Source organism: Methanomassiliicoccus sp. (genome assembly GCA_012719175.1).
Lineage (GTDB): Archaea > Thermoplasmatota > Thermoplasmata > Methanomassiliicoccales > Methanomassiliicoccaceae > UBA6.
This window is the reverse complement of record JAAYAX010000005.1, coordinates 20,623-42,135: the sequence shown is the minus strand read 5'-3', so window position 1 is coordinate 42,135 and position 21,513 is coordinate 20,623. Positions and strand designations below refer to the sequence as shown.

The following is a 21,513-nucleotide window of genomic DNA, read 5'->3' as shown; positions in this document are numbered from 1 at the left end:
GATGAGTTGTCGGTTTATCTATCAACTATAAATATTAAAAATACCCAATTTAATAACCCGTGACCGAAGGAACGTTATATCGAAATATGTCTATACGGGAAAAGATGCGCCCCGTGCCACGATTGTTAAGCTCCATAGGTAATAATCCCGTCGTCAAGCTCACTAACATCGTCCCTGAGAGATGCGCTGAGGTGCACGTTCTTCTTGATTACCTCAATCCCTCGGGAAGCGTTAAGGACCGCATCGCTAAGTACATGGTGGAGAGGGCCGAGGAACGCGGGGACCTGCATCCGGGGGACCGCATTGTGGAAGCCACCTCCGGCAACACAGGGATCGCCTTCGCTATGATAGGGGCCGTCAAAGGCTACAAGGTGACCATCGTCATGCCGGAACAGATGAGCAAGGAGAGGAAAGCCCTGATCGAGGCCTTGGGGGCGGACATCGTATGCACCCCCGGCTGCGGCAGCGACGTGGGCCTGGCCTTGGCCAAGGTCAACGAGATCAAGGCGAACGACCCCAAGGTGTGGGTCCCCGACCAGTTCTCCTCCGAGGACAACTCCCGGGCCCATGAGGCTACCACCGCCCCGGAGCTGGTGAGGGGCGTAGGCCGGGATATCAGCGCCTTCGTCGCGGGAGTGGGCACGGGCGGAACCCTCATGGGAGTGGCCCGGTACTTTCAGAAGGAGCATATCGATGCCGAGATAGTGGCAGTGGAACCGGCCGAGTCCGCCGTCATGTCCGGCGGTGAGAAGGGTTGCCACCAGATCGAGGGCATCGGCGATGGCTTCATCCCACCCTTGGTCAAGATGGATGTGGTGGACAGGGTGGAGGTCATCGCCTCGGACGAGGCCATTCAGATGTCCCTCATGCTCATGAGAGAGGAAGGGATCATGGGGGGCATCTCCACGGGGGCCAATGTGGCCGCGGCCATAAGGGTCGCCGAGGACCTGGGGCCTGGAAGGAAAGTGGTCACCCTGGCCCCGGATTCCTGCACCCGGTACTTCTCAACCGCCCTGTTCTGAGCGACCGAGGTCCGCTACACAACGGTCCCGGTCTTCCTCTTCGTCGACGGATAAGGTTAAGCCCCTGACGCGCATAGTGGCGATGTTATGCCCGTCCGCTTGCCTCCTCACAAGCACTGCCTGAACTGCGAGGACCCCATCCCGGAGAACAAGGACTACTGCTCCGAGGAATGCATGGTTGAGCATGGGCTCAAGAAGAAGCAGGGTAGCCGCAAGATGACGTTGTTCTATGTTGCCGCTGCCATCGTCCTGCTTTTGCTGTGGGTGTTCTCTTTCGTCAAGTTCTAGACCCGTTCGTAATTGCGTTCAAAGTCCGCAGCAGGCCCACGGTCTCCCTTACGTCGTGCACCCGGATGATATTGGCCCCGTTCAGTGCGGCCAGGGCAGCCGCGGCCAGACTTCCTCCCAATCTCTGTTCCGGGGGCTCCCCGGTGATCCGGCCGATGAAACCCTTCCGGGACGCCCCTATCAGGAGGGGTCGGCCGGAACAGCGCATCTCCCGGAGGCGATCGAGGATCTCCAGATTATGCTCCAGGAGCTTTCCGAAGCCTATTCCGGGGTCTAGGATGATCCGGTCGCGGCCCAACCCACGCTCCTCGGCGAGGTCCATCCGCTCCTCCCAGAACCGCATGATGTCGGCGACCACATCCTCGTACGTGGTCGCGTCCACCTTCTCCTGCATGGTCATGGGATCGCCCAGCATATGCATGAGGATGACCGATACATTACTTTGGGAGGCGACCTCGACCATGGCCGGGTCCTCCAGACCGGACACGTCATTGATTATGCTCGCCCCGGCCTCAATGGCCGCCATGGCCACCTCCGGTTTGCGGGTGTCCACGGATATGGGGAGCGTGGTTCGCTCGGACAGGAAGCTGATGATCGGGACCACCCTCCCCAGCTCTTCCCGGGTATCTACTGGAAGCGCCCCGGGACGGGTGGACTCACCGCCCACGTCGATGATGTCCGCTCCCTCGGCCACCATCCGCAGGGCACGCTGGACGCATTCACCGACGTCCACTTCGCCCCTGCCCTCGGAAAATGAATCAGGCGTGGCGTTGACTATCCCCATGACCAGGGGTCTGCTGAAGTCCAGACTACCTCGGGGAAGGGTCATGGAGGGCGCGCCCTGAGAGCAGTACGCCTGAAGTGCCGAAAAGGCATCCTCGTCCTCCCCGACCAAGGTATCCAGGGAACGAAGGTCCCCTGCCAGCACGCAGGCCCAGTACTGTAGGCCCGTTCTCCGACATAGGCACCGCGTGCCCTTCTCGCGCAGCATGTCGCAGAAGGACCGAACCTCAGGGCCGTTACCCTCGACGAACAGCGCTGCCATCAGCTCGGAAGGGAAGACCTCTGGGTAATCGAACCCTAACCTACGTAGGTCATTTTTTACGGCGGTCCCTGAAGGGTAGGTCCTTGCCCTGAATATCATGTCACATCAGGGTATCGATCAGCTCCACCAGGTCCTTGATCTCGACCTTGGACTGAGAGCGGTCCTTCCCGACCTTGAGGTTGTTGACGCAGAACGGGCAGGTGGTGACCAGAACGTCTGCGAAATCGGCCTCCTGCACCCGCTTGGCAGCTATCTGCTCCGACAGATCGGGGTAGGCTGAACGGACACCTCCGCCGCCACCACAGCAACGGGCCTCCGCGGAGTTGCGGGGCATCTCCTTGAAGGATGCACCCGGTACTCTGGAAAGCACCTCCCGGGGGGCCTTGTAGACCAGGGAGTGGCGTCCCAGGTGGCAGGGGTCATGGTATGTGATCTTCTTGTCCAAGCTTGATAGCTTGATGTCCCTGTCCGCCAAGAACTCGGAGACATGACGGACCTTGAATGGAACGTCCACATGCTTGGGGTACTCCTCCTTGAACATGCGGTAGCAGCCCGCGCAGGAAAATATCACCTCTTCCACGCCCTGATCGGCTATGGAGCGAACGTTCCTCTCCATCTGTGCTTCCACGTCCTTATCGGACCAGCCTACCCTGCCCATAACGCTCCCGCAGCAGGACTCGTCCAGCAGGGTGTAGTCCTCACCTAGCTTCTTCAGTATGGATATCGTGGCCTTGGCAGTGGACTGGTTGCGGTAAGCGGAGGTGCAGCCGACAAAGTAGCCCAATCTTGCCTTATGAGGCTTCTCCCCGAAGACCTCCGCCACGGGACGCTCGTCGCCGTACGGGTTTCCATATTTCTTGATGCTCTCCACCACCTTGCGGTGGGCAGGTAACGAGATGCCGGAATTTACCAGGTCCTTCCTGGCCCTCTCCACTACCTCGACGACCTTAACCTTCGATGGGCATCGCCTCTCGCAGTCCTTGCAGGTGGTGCATTGGTACAAGGCCTCCACCACCGAGGGGTCCGCCGGTATCTCCTTCTGCATGAGCCCGTATGCCAGGATCACCCTTCCCCTGGCCACACCTATGTCCCAGCCGATATCTTCGAACGCAGGGCAAACGCTCTTGCAAAACCCGCACATGGTGCAGGTCATCATCTCCTTCTTTACTTCTTCCAGGTTCTTTGCGTCGATAGTATCGGCCATCTCATATCACCCTCGGCACGGTAATGCTCCCATCCATATTGAAAAGGACCTTGGCATCCTTGTTGCTGGCCAGTGCGGCGTCGACGGCCTCCTGTACGGTCGCGAACGGCCGGATATTGGCCTTCTGCAGAAGTTGAGGGTCCAGGTCGGTAACGGCCCAGACATTGGCCCACACGGCGATCTCCGCCATCTTGGCCGCCTTATGATATCCCAGTTTGTACTCCCGCGCCAGGTTCACAAGGACCTCGCGGGGGTCCTGGGACAGCGATAGCTGCTGCAGGAAGGTATCATGGCCGATGCCTTGCCGGCACTTCGACACCATGATTATCGTTCCGCCCTCCTTGAGGGCCCACTTGCCGTTGTCCAGTGCTTTCTGCGATTGGTATAGGTCCACGTCCATGGGGTAGGGGGCTATGGACACGACGACATCGGCCTTCTCTTCGATCCCCACGGAGAAGACCTCGTTGGCCCACTTTACTGCATGGGCGAAAGAGGCATGCAGGTCCCCGGCCTCCACCTTGTAGATGCTCTGGTGGCGGTCCAGGACTATCTGGATAGCGAATATGGGCTTATCCTTCACTACCTTAAGCGCATCCATCATGTCCTCGTGCACAGGGTTGCCCTCCAGAACCAGCGCCTGAGCCTCCTGCTTCATGGCCAGCTTGTGGTTCTGCTCGATGGTCTTGCGAGCGGCCACCCCGGGGAGGAAGGATTTGCGCCCTCCAGTGTAGCCTGCGAAATAGTGAGGCTCCACCGAGGTGATGATGACCAGCCGGTCGGCGTTGACAGCCATCTCGTTCACGAGCATCTCGGTCCCGTTCTTGGACGTGCCTAGGAACAAACAGTTGTCTTTCTTGGAGTCATGGCAATGGATGTTCGACCGCAGCTTATCGAGGTGCTTCCCGAATATGAAACGGTACTCGTCCTCGGTGGGCGCCCGGTGGTCGCCGGTGGCGATGAGGTACCTCGCCTTGGTGAGATCCATTCTCTCGCTCAAGGCATCCAGGACCTTGCAGGTCGGCGTCGGTCGTGTACCGTCGTTGACGATGAAAACGATGTCCTTTCCCCCTTCCAGGAATTTCTCCAGAGATGGACCGGCGACCGGGGCTTCCAATGCCCGTCTGACCTCTGAACGTTCGTCCCCCACATGAACGTCCTTAGGGTAGATGGTACCAGCAAAGTTCTCCTCTGGCAGATGAACAAACTGTTTCTCGTCCTTTCCATACGGGATAGTGAGCCTCATACCTCAATCAATTTGGAATAATGGAGCCGATATTTAATCGTTTGATAATTTCTAACATCTATCTCTGCGAATTGTGAGAGGCGACCTACTGGAACCGTCGCCAGGGAATAACGCATCCCACCGGAAAAAAGGATATTAGGCCCCCACGCTCCTTAGTAAGGTCATGAAGACCCTAGCAGACCTCGGGGAGAAGGAGATCGTGACCTTGCTGCTCCAAGGGGTCAGGACCACGGTGGCCGTGGGGCCAGGAGATGATGCCGCGGCCATCGACCTGGGGGATCGCTACCTGGTGGTGTCCACCGATGTCATCACCCGCACCTCCCACATCCCCGACGGAATGACCGATTGGCAGGTGGGATGGTTCGCCGCCGCCGTGAACTTCAGCGACATCGCGGCCATGGGCGCACGGCCCTTAGGGCTGGTGATGGCCTACACCCTCCCCCGGGATATGCCGTTCACCAGGCTGGAGAGCATCTCACAGGGGGTCAACGACTGCTGCCAGGCTGTGGGCGCCGACCTCCTGGGCGGCGATACCAAGGAAGGTACGGGAATAGTATTGGCAGGCACCGCACTAGGCCTGGTGGATAAGGATAGGATCTTGCTGCGGAGGGGCGCGAGGGAGGGGGATATGATCGCTGTCACCGGGCCGCTGGGGCTGTCCGCGGCGGGGTATGCCGCCATCAGGAACGACATTGATGCCCCTCTTGCCGTGAAGGCTCTCCTGGAACCTCAGCCCCGGACGGCCGAGGGCATGGTCCTTTCCTCCTCTGGAAAGGTAACCTCGTGCATGGACATCACCGACGGACTGGCCTACTCCATCGGGGAGCTGTCGAGGCAGAGCGGAACGGGTTTCGAGGTTGTCTGGGAGAGCATACCTGTGGGCGATGGGGTCGCGGAGGTGGCCCGGAAGAGCGGCGTCCCGTTGGAGGACCTGGTGCTTCACTTTGGCGGAGATTATGAGCTTCTGTTCACCTTCTCCCCCCAGGCCTCACAACCACTGCAAAATGCGCTGGGAGGACGCATGCATATCATCGGTCAGGTCAAGGGAAGAGAGAACCAACTGATCGTCGGTGAAAAAGCAACGCCCCTGGACACCAGGGGCTACGAGCATTTCAGGAGGTGACCATGCAGGAAGCGAGATTCTGGACCGGAGAAGGGGAGAGGGTGCGCTGCCACCTGTGCCCGCATTCCTGTCTCATCGCGTCGAGGAAGAGGGGGATATGTGGAGTACGCGAGAACCGCGAAGGCACCCTGTACAGTATAAACTACGGTAAGGTATCCTCCATGAACGTCGATCCCATTGAGAAGAAGCCCTTGTACCACTTTCATCCTGGTGAAGCCATTTTCTCCCTGGGGAGCTTTGGATGCAATCTTAGGTGCTTGAACTGCCAAAACTACCTCATCTCCCAGGCTGCGATGGGGGACCTGCCCCTGAGAGATATGGCACCCCAAGAGGTGAGCGAGATGGCCATGGCCCAAGGTTGTCGCGGAGTGGCCTTCACTTATAACGAACCCACCATCTGGCATGAGTTCACCTATGATGCCATGAAGGTCGCCAGGGACAGGGGATTGTTCACAGTATATGTTACCAACGGTTTCATCCAAGAGGCTCCCCTCCGGGAGCTGTCTGAACAACTTGGCGCGATGAACATCGATGTCAAGGGGTTCACCGGCAGGTTCTACTCCGAGGTCTGTCGGGCCTCCCTGGAGCCGGTTTTGCACACCGTGGCTCTGGCCCATGAGCTGGGTATCCATGTGGAGCTCACATACCTCATCATCCCGGGAGAGAACGATGGTCGCGAAGAAATATCCGAGTTCTCTGCTTGGGTAGCGAACATCGACCCCGACATTCCTGTGCACTTTACGAGATTCCATCCTGATTACCAGATGTCCGACCGGGCTCCCACACCACGGTCCACGATGGAGATCGCCAGAGAGATGGGGGTCAAGGCGGGGCTGAACTTCGTTTACCTCGGGAACATCAACATCCCTGGAGGAGGGGATACCACATGTCCTCAGTGTCATACGAAGGTCGTGGAAAGGCGTGGTTACCAGGTCCTGCTATTGAATGTTCGTGAGGGGCGGTGCACGGTGTGCGGCCGGGACCTTAACATGGTCTGCTCGAAGAAGGAACGGTGAACGATCGAACTCCTTGCAGGTGAGAGAGGAGAGGGTCAATGGCGCTTGCCTCCGCTGAGGCCTCATCCTTTCACCTCCACCGTATGCAGCTCCGTTAAGAGGGCCGTCCCTGCTGAACTCGCGTCCGCCTATCTCATGAGATCCGAGAGTATTTCAGCGGATGAACAGGAACAGGAGGTTGCCGATGACGACCGAGAACAGCAATGATGCGGCGATAGGAATGAGGAAAGGGACCTTGGGGGTGACCCATACCTCATTTTGCCCGGCGGCGCTGAGCTTATCCAGGTCCTCTTCGACCGTCTCTGAGGCCGGAGGGAACACGCTGAACTTCACTGTCCCCTCTTCTACACGCTCCATGGGCCACACGAACTTACCTTTGGCCTCTTCAATGGGCATCCTGTAACCGAGCAGCATGGCAGGGAACCGGACCTGCTTCTTGGAAAGGTTGTAGAAGAGTAGGAGAACGGGAACGATAACGGTGATAATGGCTGCGTTGAACAGGATCAGGAGGGGGAACGGCAGCACGAACTGGGCCGCGTCATAGGGAAGGGCGATCAATGGGAACGGTTCAATGATGGGATAGAGCGGGAACATGATGGAGAGGGCGATCAAGGCCTTCGCGTCTGCACCTCCCTTGATGATATCAAACTGATAGAGGAGAATGAAGATAAGGAACATGATAGGGACTATCATCAGCTTCCAGAAGTAGATGTCAGCGTTGTACTGGTAGATCATCACGGCAAGAAGTCCGAAGGACATGGCATACAATCCCATGGGAATTGGGCTTATCCCGTCCTCGAACATCCCTTTCCGGTCCCAGAAGATGTCCACGAAGAACCATGCGATTGGGGCCAATATGGCTAGATATGCGATGTTAGCTCCATCGAAGAGTATCTGCGCCGCGAGGAATGCCAGGCCCGCCCCACCGATCACCATCCAGTACACGTCCGATGCCTCTCTGGTCTTCCAATCAGCCCGGGCGGCGATGGCTAGCACGATGAACGCAATGGCAACCTTGAGGACAGATATCCAGTCCATGCGACTGGCCAAACGCTGGTTGCTAAAAACACTTTCTACATGGCTATCGAGGAAAATTAATTAGTGAGTATTTTATCCTGGCAGACGATGAGATGGAGCTTTGCGATATCTTCCGTCCTGCTGATCCTGACCATCGCCCTACTTTCCCCAACGGTAAGTGGGGATGGTATCAATGTCCTGGAGGTACAGGAAGGCTATGAGAAGATCGATGAGGCAACCGAGTCCATTACCTTCACCTGGGTAGCGTACAACAATGATACCTCACCTTACCTCCTGGAGGTTGTGGGGACCTTAGGTCCGAACGATGAGGGCAGGCTGCCCTCAAACGTAGACCTGGGGATCGGCCAAGATTATTCTGCTTTCGAGCCTGGGACCAGCCGGGAGATAGTCATTGTGTTGTCCTCCACTCAGGCAGTGGAGTCTATGGACTTTCCTATCCATGTCAACATGACCTTCACCAAGATGAGCGACCCTGATCAGGTGTACTTGGTGACCAAGTCGGCGATGGTCCATGTGGAAGCGCTCTTCGAGTCCACAGGGAACAAGATCTTTGGGATCTGGGACAACAATTTCCCCTCCCCCTTCAACACCTTGATATGGTCCTTCATATTCACGGTCATATTCTGGCTGGCAATAGCCGCCTTCATCTACTTCATCGTGGACCCCTTCATCCACATGCTGACAAGAAAGACCAAGACCGATCTGGACGATCGCATTCTGGAGGTCACCCGGGTACCGATATTCCTACTGATCGTGATCTTTGGCCTGGTGGACTCCCTATCCATAATAGACATACCTCAGGAGTGGCATGTCAACATAATCCTGCTGTACCAGATCCTTCTCATCCTGGTCTTAGCCTATGTGGCCTATCTCATCTTCGACAGGGTGATAATCCATTATGCTCAGAAGTGGTCCAAGGTGACCGATACCGAGGTCGATGATGTTCTGGTACCCCTTTTTCACAAGGCTGGCCTCATCCTCATACCCACGTTCGCCCTGGGAGCGGTGCTTAGCCTCTTCGGGATCGACCTCACCCTTCTGGTCGCTGGCTTTGGGGTCATAGGAATAGTCATCGCCTTTGCCGTGCAGGAGACCCTGAGCAACGTGTTCGCAGGTATGCAGCTACTTCTGGACCGTCCCTTCAATGTGGGGGACCTCGTAGAGATCGATACCGGGGAGATCTGCGAGGTAAAGAAGATAGGTCTGCGGTCCACCACCATGTACAACACCGCGGACCATGAGATCATCGTGGTTCCCAACAACGATGTTGTCAACAAGAAGGTGATAAACTACTCCCGGCCGGACATGCACCGCTCCATGAGCGCGGAGGTGGGCGTGGCCTACGGTACCGACCTGAACAAAGTGAAGGAGGTCCTACTGAAGATCGCCTCCGACCATCCTGATATCATAAGGCAGGATGGGCAGATGCCGTATGTCCGCTTGGCCAAGTTCGGAGATTCCTCCGTAGACTTCAAGCTGTGGTACTGGGTGGAGATAAAGAAGATGTGGCGGGTGGCATCAGAGGTGCGCCAAGCCATATACGACCGCTTCATGGCCGAGGGCATCGAGATCCCCTTCCCCCAGAACGTGGTGACGTTGAAGAGCGATAGAAAAGGACCCTAGGGAGGGACAAGAACTTCCCTTTTAACAATATATTTCTAAGGTGTCGGTACATTCGCTAATCAGTTGAAGAGGACGGAAGATCATGGATGTGACCACGGCCATTCGGACACGCAGGAGCGTTCGCAGGTATAAGAGGAAGGATATCCCGGACAATGTTCTCAAGGAAGTATTGGAAGCGGCACGCTTGGCGCCCTCAGCGGCCAATAGGCAGGCATGGGAGCTCATTGTGGTCAAGGACCCCGTACTTAAGGCAGGGCTTGTCCCCATCTGCAAGAACCAGAAGTTCGTGGAGGAGTGCTCGGTATTTTTGGTAGCCGTGGAGGACCCTCAGCAGAAGTGGAGCCGCGTGGACGTGACCATCATGATGGACCACATCACCCTGGCCGCTCACGAGAAGGGGCTGGGTACGTGCTGGATCGGTGCGTTCGACAAGGAAAAGGTGGGAGAGGTCCTGGGTGTGCCGGGGAACCGCACGGTAACCGTTTGCCTTACCTTGGGCTACCCTGACGAATCACCGGAGGCCCGCCCACGGAAATCTATGGATGAGCTTGTCTTCGAAAACAGATATGGCGCCCACTAGAAGATCGACTGGTGGCCGTCAGGTCCTATCCCCCTTCGATCCGATCAACGTGGCTGAGGCCCGGAATTTATGACCGGAACGCGAGCCCCTCCTGCAAGGAAAGAACCTGACCTCATCTCATTGGTCTATGAGCTGACGAGCCAGATACCTAAGGGTATGGTGTCCACCTATGGCGACATCGCTGCTGCCATGGGAGATCCCGTGGCCGCCAGGATGGTCGGTGAGGTGTTGTCGAAGAATCCTACTCCCATAGTCGTCCCCTGCCACCGGGTCGTATACTCCACGGGAAGGGCTGGATGGTATGGAGGTCATGGTAAAGGGGCAGCGGAGAAGGAAAGATTGCTGGGGGATGAGGGAGTAAAGGTGGTCGAGGGCACGGTCCATGACCTGAAGACCATAAGGTTTACCGGCTTCCGTTCACGACCGGTCCTCAGGGAACTGCATGAGGAGCAGACCCGGCTCGGTACCATGGTGGTGGAGAAGGACGAAGGCGAGAGGCCACACCTGGTCGCGGGCCTTGATGTCTCGTACGATGGTCCTAACGCGTACGGGGCCATAGTGATATGCGATCTCAACTCGGGGAAGTTGGTGGAGGAGAGGACGGAGCACACCACCGTGAGGTTTCCGTACATACCCACGTACCTGGCCTACCGGGAGCTTCCGGTCCTGCGGCCGCTGATCGATCGTCGTGAGGGTATCGTGTACCTCGTGGACGGGCATGGAGTACTTCACCCGCGGGGGGCGGGGATCGCTTCTCAGCTAGGTCTGATGCTAGAGGTGCCTACAATAGGCGCGGCCAAGAGGCATCTCGTTGGAAAGGTAGGTGAGGCCCGGGATGGGAAGGCGTCGATCTTCCTTGACGGTGAGCTGAAGGGATACCGTCTAGGCACGGGGAAGAGGTCCACCTATGTATCAGTGGGTCACCGAGTGTCCCTGGCCACGGCCGTGGCGGTATGCGAACCTCTGATCAGGAACGGCATCCCTTCTCCTCTTCGACGAGCGCACGAGCTCGCTAACGAGTTCAGGAGATCGCACCGATGAGGATCGCGGTGTTCGGGGCGGGAGCGTTGGGAAGCCTCTACGGAGGGCTCCTGTCAGAGGACCATGATGTCACATTGGTGGGACGCCAGGAGCACATCGACGCCGTGAACACGAACGGGCTTCAAATCGGCGGGATGTTGGAAGGGGTCCACCACCCCAAGGCTACGACCGTCGCTGAGGGCCTGGGCATACAGGACATGGTGCTGGTGACGGTCAAGGCCTACGATACTCGCGTGGCAGTTCGAGAGGTGGAGACCATGGTGGGCAAGGAGACGGCCGTGGTCTCGTTGCAGAACGGTCTTGGAAACTCTGAGACCTTGGGAAGAGCTTTCGGCTCGCGGGTCATCATGGGGGTCCCCTTTATGGGGGTCACCTTCTCCCGACCTGGATACATATGCCTGGCCGGCCTGGGGGAGACCGTATTGGGATCGCCCTCGGGGCAGCATGGCCTGGCGATCAGGGTGGGCGAGACGCTGTCGTCCGTGGGGCTGCCCACGCGGGTCTCCGCGAACATCGGCCCTGAGATCTGGATGAAGGCCATAATCAACGCGTCCATCAATCCCATAACCGCTCTGGTAAGGAAGGAGAACGGATGCATCAGCCAGCAGAGGGAGCTGCAGGAGCTGAGCAGGGCGGCATGCCAGGAGTGTGCTAAGGCCGCAGAGGCCAACGGGATCGCGCTGGGACGGGGAGACCTTTTCGAGAAGGTCTTGGAGGTCGCGAGGATGACCGCCCGTAACCGCTCCAGCATGCTTCAGGACGTGGAACGGGGGAAGAGGACCGAGATCGACTCCATAAACGGGGCCCTGGCCGAAGCGGGCGAATGCTATGGTGTGAGCATGCCTGTCAACCGTGCCTTGTGGTCCCTGGTCCGATCGCTTTAGTTCCAAAGCAATTAATAGCGCGTTCGGGCCATTATCAGGCGAGACCATGGTGGACGTCAAAGAGCTGACCAAGAGGGCACGGGTGCTGAACGAAAAGGGGCTAAGCGACAGAGAGGTGGCAGACGAGCTCCATCTGTCAGTAGACACCGTCCGCTATCTGGTGGAACAAGGCGAGGATGGCGGTCTCCCTCCCAGCGATGTTAAGATCGGGTGGAGGAGCCTGGGGGTCAGCGGCACCCGCATGGCGTTGATGAGCGATATCCTTGCAGACATCATCGAGGAGGAACTGGACAAGCAGAAGTTGGAAGTGGATACGGTCCTGGGGATCGCCCTCAACGGTGTCCCCTTCGCGACGTATATATCGGAGAACCTCGGCCTGGACCTTGCAGTGTACAAGCCCCCCGCGAAGAGGGGAGAAACGGGGGGCGCCATCTCTGCCAACTATGCGTCCATAGGTGGCAAGAGAACGGTCATCATCGACGACGTCATAACCACGGGCGCCACCGCGGAAGAGGCCATTAAGGACGTTCGGGAGGCCGGGGGCGAGCCCGTTCTGATAGTGGTCATCGTGAACAAGAGCAGCCTCAATGAGATCGGAGGGGTGCCCCTTCGTGGCCTGATCAGGGCACGATCGATGGGGGGGACCATCCTAGGAGGAGGTCCCCTGCACTCCTTCCCCTATCACTGACATGCCTGATGTTAAGGACGTCTGCCAAGGGCCGCCCCGCCTTTCCCGGGAAGACCGCGACAAGATCGTGTCGCGGATCCACTCTCTCCTCTTCTGGGTAGGCGAGGTCATACCCCAGGATATCGTCGTAGGTGATCGTAAGGTCAACCTACGGGACATCGTGTTCGACTATATCGTTCGCGACAGTCATACCGAGGAGGAGCGCCGCGAGGCGGAGACACTGGCCCGCCTGCTGGACGATAAGATAAAAGAGATGGAGAGGGAGATCAAGCATGGGGACGTGACCCGAGCCAAGGCCTGTGGGCTAATGAACGAGGCCCGCTCATTGATGAGGGCGGTCGACGAGCTCCGCAGCACCTCCGAGAAGGATGACCAGATAAAGTACCGTGAGCTAATGGGGAAGGTCGAAGATGCGAAGAGATGGCAAGAGTTCCTGAAAGAGGTCCGATAACGTAATTTCATTCTATTTTTCCAGAAGCATATCTAGCAAAATTCAGAATAATTAAATAACATACCTCCATTATCATCAAAAAGTATTGAGGAATTCGTAATATTCAATTCAATGAGGTGGAAAACGTGATAGATTACCTGGACGAGAAGATCATCGAGATCCTCAAGAAGGACTCCCGGCGACCCTTCGTGGACATCGCCAACCAGCTGAAGGTATCAGAGGGGACCATCCGAAGCAGGGTCCGTAAATTGGTGGATGACAATGTCATCCAGTGCTTCACCATCAAGACCAGCAGCAAGAACGTCAAGGCTATAATCGAAATAAAGATCAATGTGAACGTAAACACGTCCGACGTCTCCGGTAAGATCTCCAAGTTCGAGGGCGTCTCCGAGGTCTTCGAGGTCACGGGCGAGGAGGATGTGGTCGCCATCATCGATGTCACCTCCTCACCTCAGCTTAACGAGATCATAGAGAGGATCAGAAGGTTCGACAACGTCCAATCCACCCGGACCCGGCTGATCCTCAAAGAGCATTTCGGGGGCGCATGAGATGTTCTCTGGATGCGCTACTGCCATCATTACTCCCATGACCCGTACGGGGGACATCGACGAGGATGGCCTTAGGGAGCTGGTCAGATTCCAGGAGGAAAGGGGGATTCGCATCTTAGTGCCCTGCGGCTCCACTGGCGAATCCGCAACGCTCAATCACGAGGAGCACTTGCAGGTCATAAAGATCGTACGGGATGAGGCTAAAAAGTCCAAGGTCATCGCTGGGACAGGTTCCAACGCCACCAGCGAGGCCATACATCTAAGCAAGGGCGCCAAGGACCTGGGGGTGGACGGCGTTCTGTCCGTGTCCCCTTACTACAACAGGCCCACACAGGCAGGGATAATCAAGCACTTCGAGGCCATCGACGCCGCGGTGGACGTTCCTACGATAATATACAACATTCCCTCCCGCACCGGTTCCAATATCACCGCCGCCACCATGCTCAAGCTGGCGGAGATACCCAGTATGGTCGGGGTAAAGGAGGCATCGGGGGACATCAATCAGATCGCGAGGATCCTGGCAGGTGCACCCAAGGACTTTACCGTGCTATCGGGCGATGACACCATGGTATTGCCGGCCATGGCATTGGGGGCCAAGGGAGTCATATCGGTCACCTCCAACATACTGCCTGAGGCCATGCTGTCCCTGGTCCGAGCGATATTGGACGGGAACATGACCGAGGCGAGGAGCATCAACGAAAATCTGCTGCCGATATTCACCGCCCTGTTCCTGGAGACCAACCCCATCCCCGTCAAGACCGCGCTGCGCCTCATGGGAAGGCCCGCGGGAACGTTCCGACTTCCCCTGTGTGATATGAGCCAGAAGAACCTGGAGGCACTGAGGTCGGTGCTCGCAGAACGCAAGCTGATCTAAGGGTGGCCGATTTGATCAGTGTAGTCGTGGGAGGGGCCACGGGCAAGCTGGGAAGCTTGGTGTGCTCCCTCATAAAAATGCGGGACGATATGCGCCTGGTGGGCGGCCTGGTATCTGCAGGCAGCGAAAGTGCTGGGCGAGAGATAGCTCCAGGGGTGCAAGCTAGGGAGATGGGGAGCCGGGATGAGGTGCTCTCGAACGCGGACGTATATGTCGATCTCACCTCTCCCACGGCCATCGGTATGAACCTGCCGTCCATAATGCGTCCTGGTCTGAACTACGTCATCGGAACGACGGGCATACCTGCCGAGGTCATGGCCGAACTGCGTTCCCATGTTCAGAAGCATGGCTCCTCGGCCGTGGTGGCCCCAAATTTCTCAGTGGGCGTGAACGTCTTCTTCAAGACATGCGACATGCTGGCCCGCTCACTCAAGGACTATGATGTGGAGATCGTAGAGGTACATCACTCCCAAAAGAAGGACGCCCCCTCGGGTACAGCGCGCCGGGCCGCGGATATAATCTGTGAGGCCACTGACGTAGGGCAGATCATCTACGGAAGAGAGGGCATGGTCGGAGCGAGGGGAAGGGAGATCGGCATCCATTCAGTGAGAGCGGGGGATGTCGTTGGTGAGCACACTGTCATATTTGCTGGAAAGAAGGAAAGGATCGAGCTGACCCACCGGGCCCACTCCCGGGAGGCGTTCGCCGAAGGTTGCTTGTTGGCCGTTCGTTGGGTGGCCGGAAGGAAAGATGGGATGGTCCATTCTATGGAAGAGGTGTTGGGTCTATGATCAAGGTCATGAAGTTCGGGGGGACCAGCTTAGGTGGCGTAGAGGCCATCGAGCGGACCGCCTCAATCATCAGCAGGGAGAGCGCTAAGAAGGTCGTGGTGGTCTCGGCCATGTCCGGGGTTACCAATTCTCTGATCAATGGATTGCGTGAACGAAGGCCGATCAGTGACATCATAGGCGACCTCAGGGAGAGGTATCTCACCTGCGCCAATTCCATCTTAGGAACGGATCCATTGGACCAGTACGGACAGGAGCTGAACCTCAGCCTTGATGATCTGCGGCGGGCGATGGAGGCGAGGTATGAGTTCGAGATCGACCATGTCCTCGACGACACCATCTCCTCCTGGGGGGAGCGGTTGTCCTCCTTGACGATGGCCCATGTTCTCCGTGCCCGCGAGATCGAGAGCGTGCCCCTGTCCTCAGAGAGGGCGGGCATTGTGGCCGAAGGTCAGCCAGGGAACGGTTCGGCCAACCTTAAAGAAACGCATAGAAATCTCCAGCAGACGGTCGTACCCTTGCTTCAACAGGGCATCACGCCGATCGTAACAGGATATTACGGTTGTGATGTCGAGGGTCGTCCCCTGACCTTCGGAAGGGGCGGCTCTGACTACTCCAGCAGCGTGATCGCCTACGGCATAGACGCTAATTGCTGCGAGATATGGACCGATGTCAACGGCTTCATGACCGCCGATCCGCGGGCGGTCCCGTCGGCCAAGAGCATCGAGGAGATGGACTATAACGAGGCCGCGGAACTGGCGTACTTCGGCGCCAAGGTGCTGCACCCCCGAACCATCGAGCCCGTTCGGCGCAAGGGGATCCCCCTGGTGGTCAAGAACAGCTTTGACCCCGATGCCCGAGGTACCATCATCCGCGGGCAGAGGATCAACGGTGGGGTCACCTTGAGATCGGTAGCGGTGAAGTCCGATCTGTCCATAGTAAAGGTCTATTCGTCCGAGATCGTGTATCAGCCGGGCCTCATCTCCCGATTGGTGGGGGTCATCTCCGACGCTGCGGTCAACAGCTACGCCGTGTCCACATCCCTCTCCACCCTGGCGATGGTCATACCCAGCACCGCGGCGGAGGAGGTCAAGAGAAGGATCGACGCTTTGAACGAACCCCAGGTGGAGAAGGTCAGTGTGAAGAGCAAGATCTCGCTCATCTGCTGCGTCGGGGACAACCTCCTGAACACGCCGGGGGTGTCGGCGAGGGTGTTCGCGAAAGTGGCCGAGGTGGACGCCAACATCGAGCTCATATCTGAAGGCGCGTCCGACGTGGCCCTTAACTTCATGGTCCCGAGCGAGAAGGCGCAGGACGTCGTCCGCGCCATACATAATGCGTTCATTGGTGGTTGAGATGAGACAGTTCGAGAGCAGGGATGGTCAGATGATCATCGGAGGCGTCAAGGCCACCGATATCGTCAGCAAGTATGGCTCCCCGGTATACGTTACCGACGAGGAAGCGGTTCGCAACAACTATCGGAGGGTGCATAGCGCGTTCGCCAAGCATATGCCCACCAGGATCAACTACGCCTGCAAGGCCAACAGCAACCTGGCCATACTCCGCATCCTGGAACAAGAGGGGAGCTGCATCGACGCGGTCTCCATCGGCGAGGTCGAGACCTGCCTCAGGGCTGGCTATTCTCCTGACCGCATCCTGTACACAGGGGTCAACGTCTCCACCCAGGAGCTGAAGGGGATCGTCGGGAGGAGGGTGCCCATTAACGTCGACTCCTTCTCAGAGCTTAGGCGTCTGGCGACCATATCCACTGACGTACCCATTTCCTTCAGGGTTAACCCGGAGATAGGTTCGGGACACCATGAGAAAGTGGTGACGGGCTCCCGGTCGACGAAGTTCGGGATACCGCTCAACAGCATCATGGAGGCCTACTCGGAGGCGTTACAGCTGGGGTTCCGTCCCGTGGGATTGCACTTCCACCTGGGCTCTGGAGGGCAGGACATCGAGCCCTTCCTGAAAGGGACCGACGTGCTTGTCTCCATATCTCAGAGACTGGAGGCCGAGCTGGGCCTGGGAATGAAGTTCATCGACATCGGGGGCGGTATCCCCATACCTTATCATCCGGAAGAAGCACCCATGGACCTGGACCGTCTGGCCGAGGAAGTGACCTCCCGCATCAAGAACGGTACCTCGGCACAGCAGATAGTGCTGGAACCTGGCCGTTCCATAGTTGCTGACAGCACCGTCCTTCTGACCACAGTGGTCGACGTCAAGGAAACGCCAGACAAGATGTTCGCGGGCGTGGACGCTGGCTTCAACACCCTGGTAAGGCCTGCCTTCTACGGCTCTTACCACCATGTAGCGGTGGCCAACAAGTTCGATCGTCCTGGGGAGATCACGTACGATGTCGTGGGACCCCTGTGCGAAACCGGCGATCACCTGGCCCGTGAGCGTCTCCTGCCGAAGGTAGAGGAGGGGGACGTCATCTGCGTATATGATGCGGGCGCCTACGGCTTCTCCATGAGCTCCAACTACAACATGCGGCCTCTACCGCGTGAGGTGCTGGTGAACAAGGGCGAGGTCAACTTGATCCGGGAGCGGGAGAGCGTCGACGAGCTGCTGAGGCATCAGCGACTGCCCTCAAGGCTGATGCTGTAAGCATCCTACACGCTGTGTGAGGGAATGTCATTCCAATCTCTAGTGGATGAAATGAGCGGACGATATGGTGCTAGCCCAGGTAGTCTGGCCCCATTGTTATTTGCCACGTGGGTATTTGACAATAGATTCATAGCTGAAGGATCAATCAGGTAGGTTGCTATGATCTTCTGGAAGTACCACGGACTGGGCAATGATTTCATCCTCTTCGAGGACCTGGAGATGCAGGCCCCGACAGATCCCCAGGTCGTGAGGAGGCTCTGCGACCGGAGGACCGGGATAGGGGGTGACGGCATCCTGTACATCCGCCCGGATGAGGAGGGGGATGCTTTCATGAAGATCATGAACTCCGACGGAAGCGAGGCGGAGATGTGTGGCAACGGGATCCGCTGCGTGGCCAAGCACCTCTACGATTTCGCCATTGCTCCCATGGAGCACATGCGGATCAACACTCTGGGGGGGATGAAGGAGGTGACCGTGACCATATCCGAGGGAGAGGTCACCGAGGTTTCCGTGGACATGGGAGCGCCCATGTTGGATTGCAGGGATGTGCCTATGGACTGTGAGGGGCGCTTCGTCGACGGGACCATCGAGGTCAACGGCATGAAGATAAAAGGCACCGCGGTGAGCATGGGCAATCCTCACTTCGTGATCTTTCAGAAGATGGCCGACATGGAGGTCCAGGAGCTCGGACCGGTGGTGCACGCCCACCCCATGTTCCCCAAGAAGACCAACGTGGAGTTCGTCCAGTCTCGAGATAATAGGCTGGACGTTACTGTTTACGAGCGCGGGGCAGGGTGGACCCAGGCCTGCGGGACAGGGGCTTGCGCGACCGCCGTGGCCGCCGGCCTCCAAGGGATCGTCCCTCTGGGGAAGAACGTCATCGTCCGCCTGCCAGGAGGGGACCTTACCATCAACGTTAAGAAGGATCTCTCCATGGTCCGGATGACCGGCCCTGCCGTCAGAGTATTCCAGGGCGAGATGGAGCTATGAACAGGTGATATAATGGCAATAGAGTTCGCGGAGCGTTTGAAAAGCATCCCTCCATATCTGTTCGCGGAGATCGAGGAGAAGGTCAGCAAGAAGATCGATCAGGGTGTGGACATCATCGATTTCGGGATAGGCGACCCCGACCTGCCGACGCCGTCGCCCATCGTTAATGAGATAAAGAAGCAGCTGGACGATCCCGAGAACCACCGCTATCCCACTTCCGCGGGCGAGCGGGACACACGCATCGCCATCGCTGAGTGGTACCTTAACCGCTTCGGGGTGGAACTCAATCCCGACCGCGAGGTGGTCATCCTGCTGGGGAGCAAGGAGGGGCTAGCCAACGTTGCCAGGGCTTTCGTGAACCCAGGTGACATGGTGCTGAGCCCGGACCCCGCATATCCAGTGTACTCTCAGGGTGCCGCCCTGCTCTGCGATGCTCACCCGGTGAAGGTGCCCCTGTACGACAATGACGATTTTCTGCTCAACTTCGATGAGTGCCCGAACGATGCCCGGATGCTCTACCTCAACTATCCCAACAACCCCACCGGTGCCGTGGCCGACGGAGCCTACCTCATGAGGGCGCTGAGGTGGTGCAACGACACCGACACCATCCTTTGCTACGACAACGCTTACTCGGAGATGACCTACGATGACTTCGTCGCCCCCTCCATCCTGCAGTATGGCCGCCAGGCCATCGAGTTCGGCTCGCTATCAAAGACCTTCAACATGACAGGGTACCGCCTGGGCTACGCGGTGGGAGATGCCAAGCTAATCGCGGGCCTGAAGAAGGTGAAATCCCAGATAGACTCAGGAGCGCCCAAGTTCATCCAGAAGGCCGCGGTGGCCGCGCTCCGCGAATACCACGACGGTCGCCGTCCGAAGATCGTTCAGGACAATGTCGACGTTTACCAGAAGAGGAGGGACGTCATGGTGAACGGGCTCAGGAAGCTGGGCTTCAATGTCAAGATGCCCAAGGGGACGTTCTATCTCTTCTTCAACGTGGAGCGCGACTCCATGGATTTCGCCAATCGCATGCTGGACCAGGGCGTGGTAGTGACCCCCGGAGTAGGCTTTGGCCAGAACGGGGAGGGGTTCGTGCGCATGGCCCTGACCCAGCCCACTGACAGGATAGAGGAAGCGCTGGAACGGATGAGGAAGGCCCTCTAGGCCTTCGCGCATCTGGATTTCTTCAACGCCTCCACCGCAGGCAAGGGCTTGCCCAGGATGAAGGTCTCCAGGGCCCCGCCGGCAGTGGACACATATGTGAACTTCTCGGCGAGCCCGAAGCGCTCGGCCGCCCCCACGGTGTGTCCTCCTCCTATCAGGGTGTAGGCCTTGGAGTGCACCATGGCGGTCATCAGCTCCTTCGTTCCCAGGCAGAACTGCTCCTTCTCGATGAGCCCTGCGGGGCCGGACATGAATATCGTATGGGCCTGGGACAGCACCTTGGTGAACTTATCGGTGGAGAACCTTCCGATGTCGAATATGGGGACGTCTATGGGTAGGTCCCCCACCATCATGTCCCTTCTTTGGCCACTGATCTCCACCGCCACGTCAAAGGGGAGAAGTATCCTAGGGCCATGCGCCTTGAAGAGCTCCTTCGCCGCCTCCAAGGTTTCCGGGGTCAGCTCGCTTTTCAATATCTTCTTCGAGGGTTCTCCCAGCTCCACACCGCGCGCGGTGAGGAAGGCGTTGGCGCTCAGTCCCACGAGGATGACCCAATCGGCGGTACCGTTGCTGAGGACCCTTTCGATGACCTTGATGGAGTCCCCGAACTTAGCCCCTCCGAGGATGAAGACGCAGGGATGCTGAGGGTCATCGAACACCGACTGCAGGGCGGTCAGCTCCTTCTCCATAAGCCGGCCTACCGCCGAAGGGAGGACCTCTGGGAAGCCCACCAGGGAGCACTGGGAGCGATGGGCGGTGGCGAAGGCATCATTGACAAAGTAGTCCGCCAGGGGGGCGAGGGCGGTCACCAGCTCGCACCTGGCGTGGTCCTCGGGACTCTTCTTTTCCTGCTCATACGGAAGGTCTCTCACGTTCTTGAGCAGGATGGCGTTCCCCGGAGTTAGGCCCTTTATCTCCGCCTGGGCGGTGGGACCCACGATGTCGTCCACGTACTTCACCTGCTTGCCAAGGTATCTCGATAGAATAACGGCGTGCCTGTCCAGGCGGACAAAGTCCCAGTCCCCGGGACGGCCCTGATGAGCTAACAACACCACTTTAGAACCCTTGTCCAACAGCTCGCGGACCGTGGGTATGATCTGCCGGATACGGTTGTCATCCTCGACCTCCAGGGTCTCCTTGATCAGAGGGCAGTTGATGTCTACTCGCAGTATGACGGTCCTGTTCTCGAACTGAAAATCATCGAGGGTATTGAACTCTTTCATGAAGATCGCCGGCCTCCGGGTAGGGCCATGCTACCTCCATGCGGCATTCCCGAATTAACCTTTC

At 58.0% G+C, this 21,513-nt stretch carries 22 protein-coding genes; 17 read left to right on the top strand and 5 right to left on the bottom strand.

Going from position 1 to position 21,513, the window contains the following annotated elements:
• Window positions 1–104 precede the first annotated feature (104 nt).
• Entirely contained in the window at window positions 105–1,022 is a 918-nt protein-coding gene (cysK, locus tag GXX95_03805) for a cysteine synthase A (protein ID NLT37270.1), read from the top strand.
• An 87-nt stretch (window positions 1,023–1,109) separates the two neighbouring features.
• Window positions 1,110–1,310 carry a DUF2116 family Zn-ribbon domain-containing protein gene (locus tag GXX95_03800; protein ID NLT37269.1) on the top strand — a complete coding sequence of 67 codons (201 nt, stop codon included), beginning with the start codon at window positions 1,110–1,112 and terminating at the stop codon, window positions 1,308–1,310.
• On the opposite strand, the gene folP is transcribed toward GXX95_03800, so the two are convergent.
• The 3 genes from folP to larA form a co-directional block, all read right to left on the bottom strand.
• A complete protein-coding gene (gene folP / locus GXX95_03795; protein NLT37268.1) occupies window positions 1,300–2,301 on the bottom strand; it encodes a dihydropteroate synthase in 1,002 nt (333 codons plus the stop codon). The two genes, GXX95_03800 and folP, sit on opposite strands and share 11 nt — an antisense overlap.
• A gap of 154 nt (window positions 2,302–2,455) precedes the next feature.
• Window positions 2,456–3,559, bottom strand: coding sequence for a (Fe-S)-binding protein (locus GXX95_03790; GenBank protein ID NLT37267.1), 1,104 nt, complete (start codon window positions 3,557–3,559; stop codon window positions 2,456–2,458).
• Between the two features lies 1 nt (window position 3,560).
• Window positions 3,561–4,802, bottom strand: a complete 1,242-nt coding sequence (gene larA / locus GXX95_03785; protein NLT37266.1) for a nickel-dependent lactate racemase — start codon at window positions 4,800–4,802, stop codon at window positions 3,561–3,563.
• 163 nt (window positions 4,803–4,965) lie between these two features.
• On the opposite strand from larA, the gene thiL reads away from it, so the two are divergent.
• A complete protein-coding gene (gene thiL / locus GXX95_03780; GenBank protein NLT37265.1) occupies window positions 4,966–5,925 on the top strand; it encodes a thiamine-phosphate kinase in 960 nt (319 codons plus the stop codon).
• A 2-nt stretch (window positions 5,926–5,927) separates the two neighbouring features.
• Window positions 5,928–6,941, top strand: coding sequence for an AmmeMemoRadiSam system radical SAM enzyme (gene amrS / locus GXX95_03775; protein ID NLT37264.1), 1,014 nt, complete (start codon window positions 5,928–5,930; stop codon window positions 6,939–6,941).
• A 153-nt stretch (window positions 6,942–7,094) separates the two neighbouring features.
• On the opposite strand, the gene GXX95_03770 is transcribed toward amrS, so the two are convergent.
• Window positions 7,095–7,979 (bottom strand): hypothetical protein, encoded by an 885-nt coding sequence (locus GXX95_03770; protein ID NLT37263.1) that lies wholly within the window; start codon window positions 7,977–7,979, stop codon window positions 7,095–7,097.
• An 87-nt stretch (window positions 7,980–8,066) separates the two neighbouring features.
• Here GXX95_03770 and GXX95_03765 point away from each other — a divergent pair, with 87 nt between their 5' ends.
• The 13 genes from GXX95_03765 (at window position 8,067) to GXX95_03705 (ending at window position 20,226) form a co-directional block, all read left to right on the top strand.
• Window positions 8,067–9,602 (top strand): mechanosensitive ion channel family protein, encoded by a 1,536-nt coding sequence (locus GXX95_03765; GenBank protein ID NLT37262.1) that lies wholly within the window; start codon window positions 8,067–8,069, stop codon window positions 9,600–9,602.
• 82 nt (window positions 9,603–9,684) lie between these two features.
• Window positions 9,685–10,182, top strand: a complete 498-nt coding sequence (locus GXX95_03760) for a nitroreductase (protein ID NLT37261.1) — start codon at window positions 9,685–9,687, stop codon at window positions 10,180–10,182.
• Window positions 10,183–10,251: 69 nt separating this feature from the next.
• Window positions 10,252–11,223: a methylated-DNA--[protein]-cysteine S-methyltransferase gene (locus GXX95_03755; protein ID NLT37260.1), complete on the top strand. Its 972-nt coding sequence runs from the start codon at window positions 10,252–10,254 to the stop codon at window positions 11,221–11,223.
• Complete coding sequence (locus GXX95_03750; protein NLT37259.1) at window positions 11,220–12,107, top strand: 2-dehydropantoate 2-reductase; 888 nt, start codon at window positions 11,220–11,222, stop codon at window positions 12,105–12,107. Before GXX95_03755 ends, GXX95_03750 begins: the two co-directional genes overlap by 4 nt.
• Window positions 12,108–12,153: 46 nt before the next feature.
• Complete coding sequence (locus GXX95_03745) at window positions 12,154–12,795, top strand: orotate phosphoribosyltransferase-like protein (GenBank protein ID NLT37258.1); 642 nt, start codon at window positions 12,154–12,156, stop codon at window positions 12,793–12,795.
• Window position 12,796: 1 nt separating this feature from the next.
• Window positions 12,797–13,246 carry a hypothetical protein gene (locus tag GXX95_03740; GenBank protein ID NLT37257.1) on the top strand — a complete coding sequence of 150 codons (450 nt, stop codon included), beginning with the start codon at window positions 12,797–12,799 and terminating at the stop codon, window positions 13,244–13,246.
• Between the two features lie 125 nt (window positions 13,247–13,371).
• Window positions 13,372–13,794, top strand: a complete 423-nt coding sequence (locus GXX95_03735; GenBank protein NLT37256.1) for an Lrp/AsnC family transcriptional regulator — start codon at window positions 13,372–13,374, stop codon at window positions 13,792–13,794.
• Between the two features lies 1 nt (window position 13,795).
• Window positions 13,796–14,668: a 4-hydroxy-tetrahydrodipicolinate synthase gene (locus tag GXX95_03730; protein ID NLT37255.1), complete on the top strand. Its 873-nt coding sequence runs from the start codon at window positions 13,796–13,798 to the stop codon at window positions 14,666–14,668.
• Window positions 14,669–14,679: 11 nt separating this feature from the next.
• Complete coding sequence (locus GXX95_03725) at window positions 14,680–15,459, top strand: 4-hydroxy-tetrahydrodipicolinate reductase (protein ID NLT37254.1); 780 nt, start codon at window positions 14,680–14,682, stop codon at window positions 15,457–15,459.
• Complete coding sequence (locus GXX95_03720) at window positions 15,456–16,811, top strand: aspartate kinase (protein ID NLT37253.1); 1,356 nt, start codon at window positions 15,456–15,458, stop codon at window positions 16,809–16,811. The genes GXX95_03725 and GXX95_03720 overlap by 4 nt, the downstream gene beginning before the upstream one ends.
• A gap of 1 nt (window position 16,812) precedes the next feature.
• Entirely contained in the window at window positions 16,813–18,072 is a 1,260-nt protein-coding gene (lysA, locus tag GXX95_03715; GenBank protein NLT37252.1) for a diaminopimelate decarboxylase, read from the top strand.
• Between the two features lie 159 nt (window positions 18,073–18,231).
• On the top strand, window positions 18,232–19,062 hold the full coding sequence (locus GXX95_03710; GenBank protein ID NLT37251.1) for a diaminopimelate epimerase: 831 nt from the start codon (window positions 18,232–18,234) through the stop codon (window positions 19,060–19,062).
• A 12-nt stretch (window positions 19,063–19,074) separates the two neighbouring features.
• Complete coding sequence (locus GXX95_03705; GenBank protein NLT37250.1) at window positions 19,075–20,226, top strand: aminotransferase class I/II-fold pyridoxal phosphate-dependent enzyme; 1,152 nt, start codon at window positions 19,075–19,077, stop codon at window positions 20,224–20,226.
• On the opposite strand, the gene pgk is transcribed toward GXX95_03705, so the two are convergent.
• On the bottom strand, window positions 20,223–21,449 hold the full coding sequence (pgk, locus tag GXX95_03700) for a phosphoglycerate kinase (GenBank protein NLT37249.1): 1,227 nt from the start codon (window positions 21,447–21,449) through the stop codon (window positions 20,223–20,225). The genes GXX95_03705 and pgk overlap by 4 nt on opposite strands.
• Window positions 21,450–21,513 lie beyond the last annotated feature (64 nt).

Coding starts and splice junctions, on each gene's coding strand:
- amrS (NLT37264.1), top strand. CDS start 5,928: ATGCAGGAAGCGAGATTCTGGACCGGAGAAGGGGAGAGGGTGCGCTGC.
- GXX95_03705 (NLT37250.1), top strand. CDS start 19,075: ATGGCAATAGAGTTCGCGGAGCGTTTGAAAAGCATCCCTCCATATCTG.
- folP (NLT37268.1), bottom strand. CDS start 2,301: ATGCTGCGCGAGAAGGGCACGCGGTGCCTATGTCGGAGAACGGGCCTA.
- GXX95_03770 (NLT37263.1), bottom strand. CDS start 7,979: ATGGACTGGATATCTGTCCTCAAGGTTGCCATTGCGTTCATCGTGCTA.
- pgk (NLT37249.1), bottom strand. CDS start 21,449: ATGAAAGAGTTCAATACCCTCGATGATTTTCAGTTCGAGAACAGGACC.
- GXX95_03760 (NLT37261.1), top strand. CDS start 9,685: ATGGATGTGACCACGGCCATTCGGACACGCAGGAGCGTTCGCAGGTAT.
- lysA (NLT37252.1), top strand. CDS start 16,813: ATGAGACAGTTCGAGAGCAGGGATGGTCAGATGATCATCGGAGGCGTC.
- GXX95_03745 (NLT37258.1), top strand. CDS start 12,154: ATGGTGGACGTCAAAGAGCTGACCAAGAGGGCACGGGTGCTGAACGAA.
- larA (NLT37266.1), bottom strand. CDS start 4,802: ATGAGGCTCACTATCCCGTATGGAAAGGACGAGAAACAGTTTGTTCAT.
- GXX95_03765 (NLT37262.1), top strand. CDS start 8,067: ATGAGATGGAGCTTTGCGATATCTTCCGTCCTGCTGATCCTGACCATC.
- GXX95_03740 (NLT37257.1), top strand. CDS start 12,797: ATGCCTGATGTTAAGGACGTCTGCCAAGGGCCGCCCCGCCTTTCCCGG.
- GXX95_03750 (NLT37259.1), top strand. CDS start 11,220: ATGAGGATCGCGGTGTTCGGGGCGGGAGCGTTGGGAAGCCTCTACGGA.
- cysK (NLT37270.1), top strand. CDS start 105: ATGCGCCCCGTGCCACGATTGTTAAGCTCCATAGGTAATAATCCCGTC.
- thiL (NLT37265.1), top strand. CDS start 4,966: ATGAAGACCCTAGCAGACCTCGGGGAGAAGGAGATCGTGACCTTGCTG.
- GXX95_03730 (NLT37255.1), top strand. CDS start 13,796: ATGTTCTCTGGATGCGCTACTGCCATCATTACTCCCATGACCCGTACG.
- GXX95_03800 (NLT37269.1), top strand. CDS start 1,110: ATGCCCGTCCGCTTGCCTCCTCACAAGCACTGCCTGAACTGCGAGGAC.
- GXX95_03790 (NLT37267.1), bottom strand. CDS start 3,559: ATGGCCGATACTATCGACGCAAAGAACCTGGAAGAAGTAAAGAAGGAG.
- GXX95_03720 (NLT37253.1), top strand. CDS start 15,456: ATGATCAAGGTCATGAAGTTCGGGGGGACCAGCTTAGGTGGCGTAGAG.
- GXX95_03710 (NLT37251.1), top strand. CDS start 18,232: ATGATCTTCTGGAAGTACCACGGACTGGGCAATGATTTCATCCTCTTC.
- GXX95_03755 (NLT37260.1), top strand. CDS start 10,252: ATGACCGGAACGCGAGCCCCTCCTGCAAGGAAAGAACCTGACCTCATC.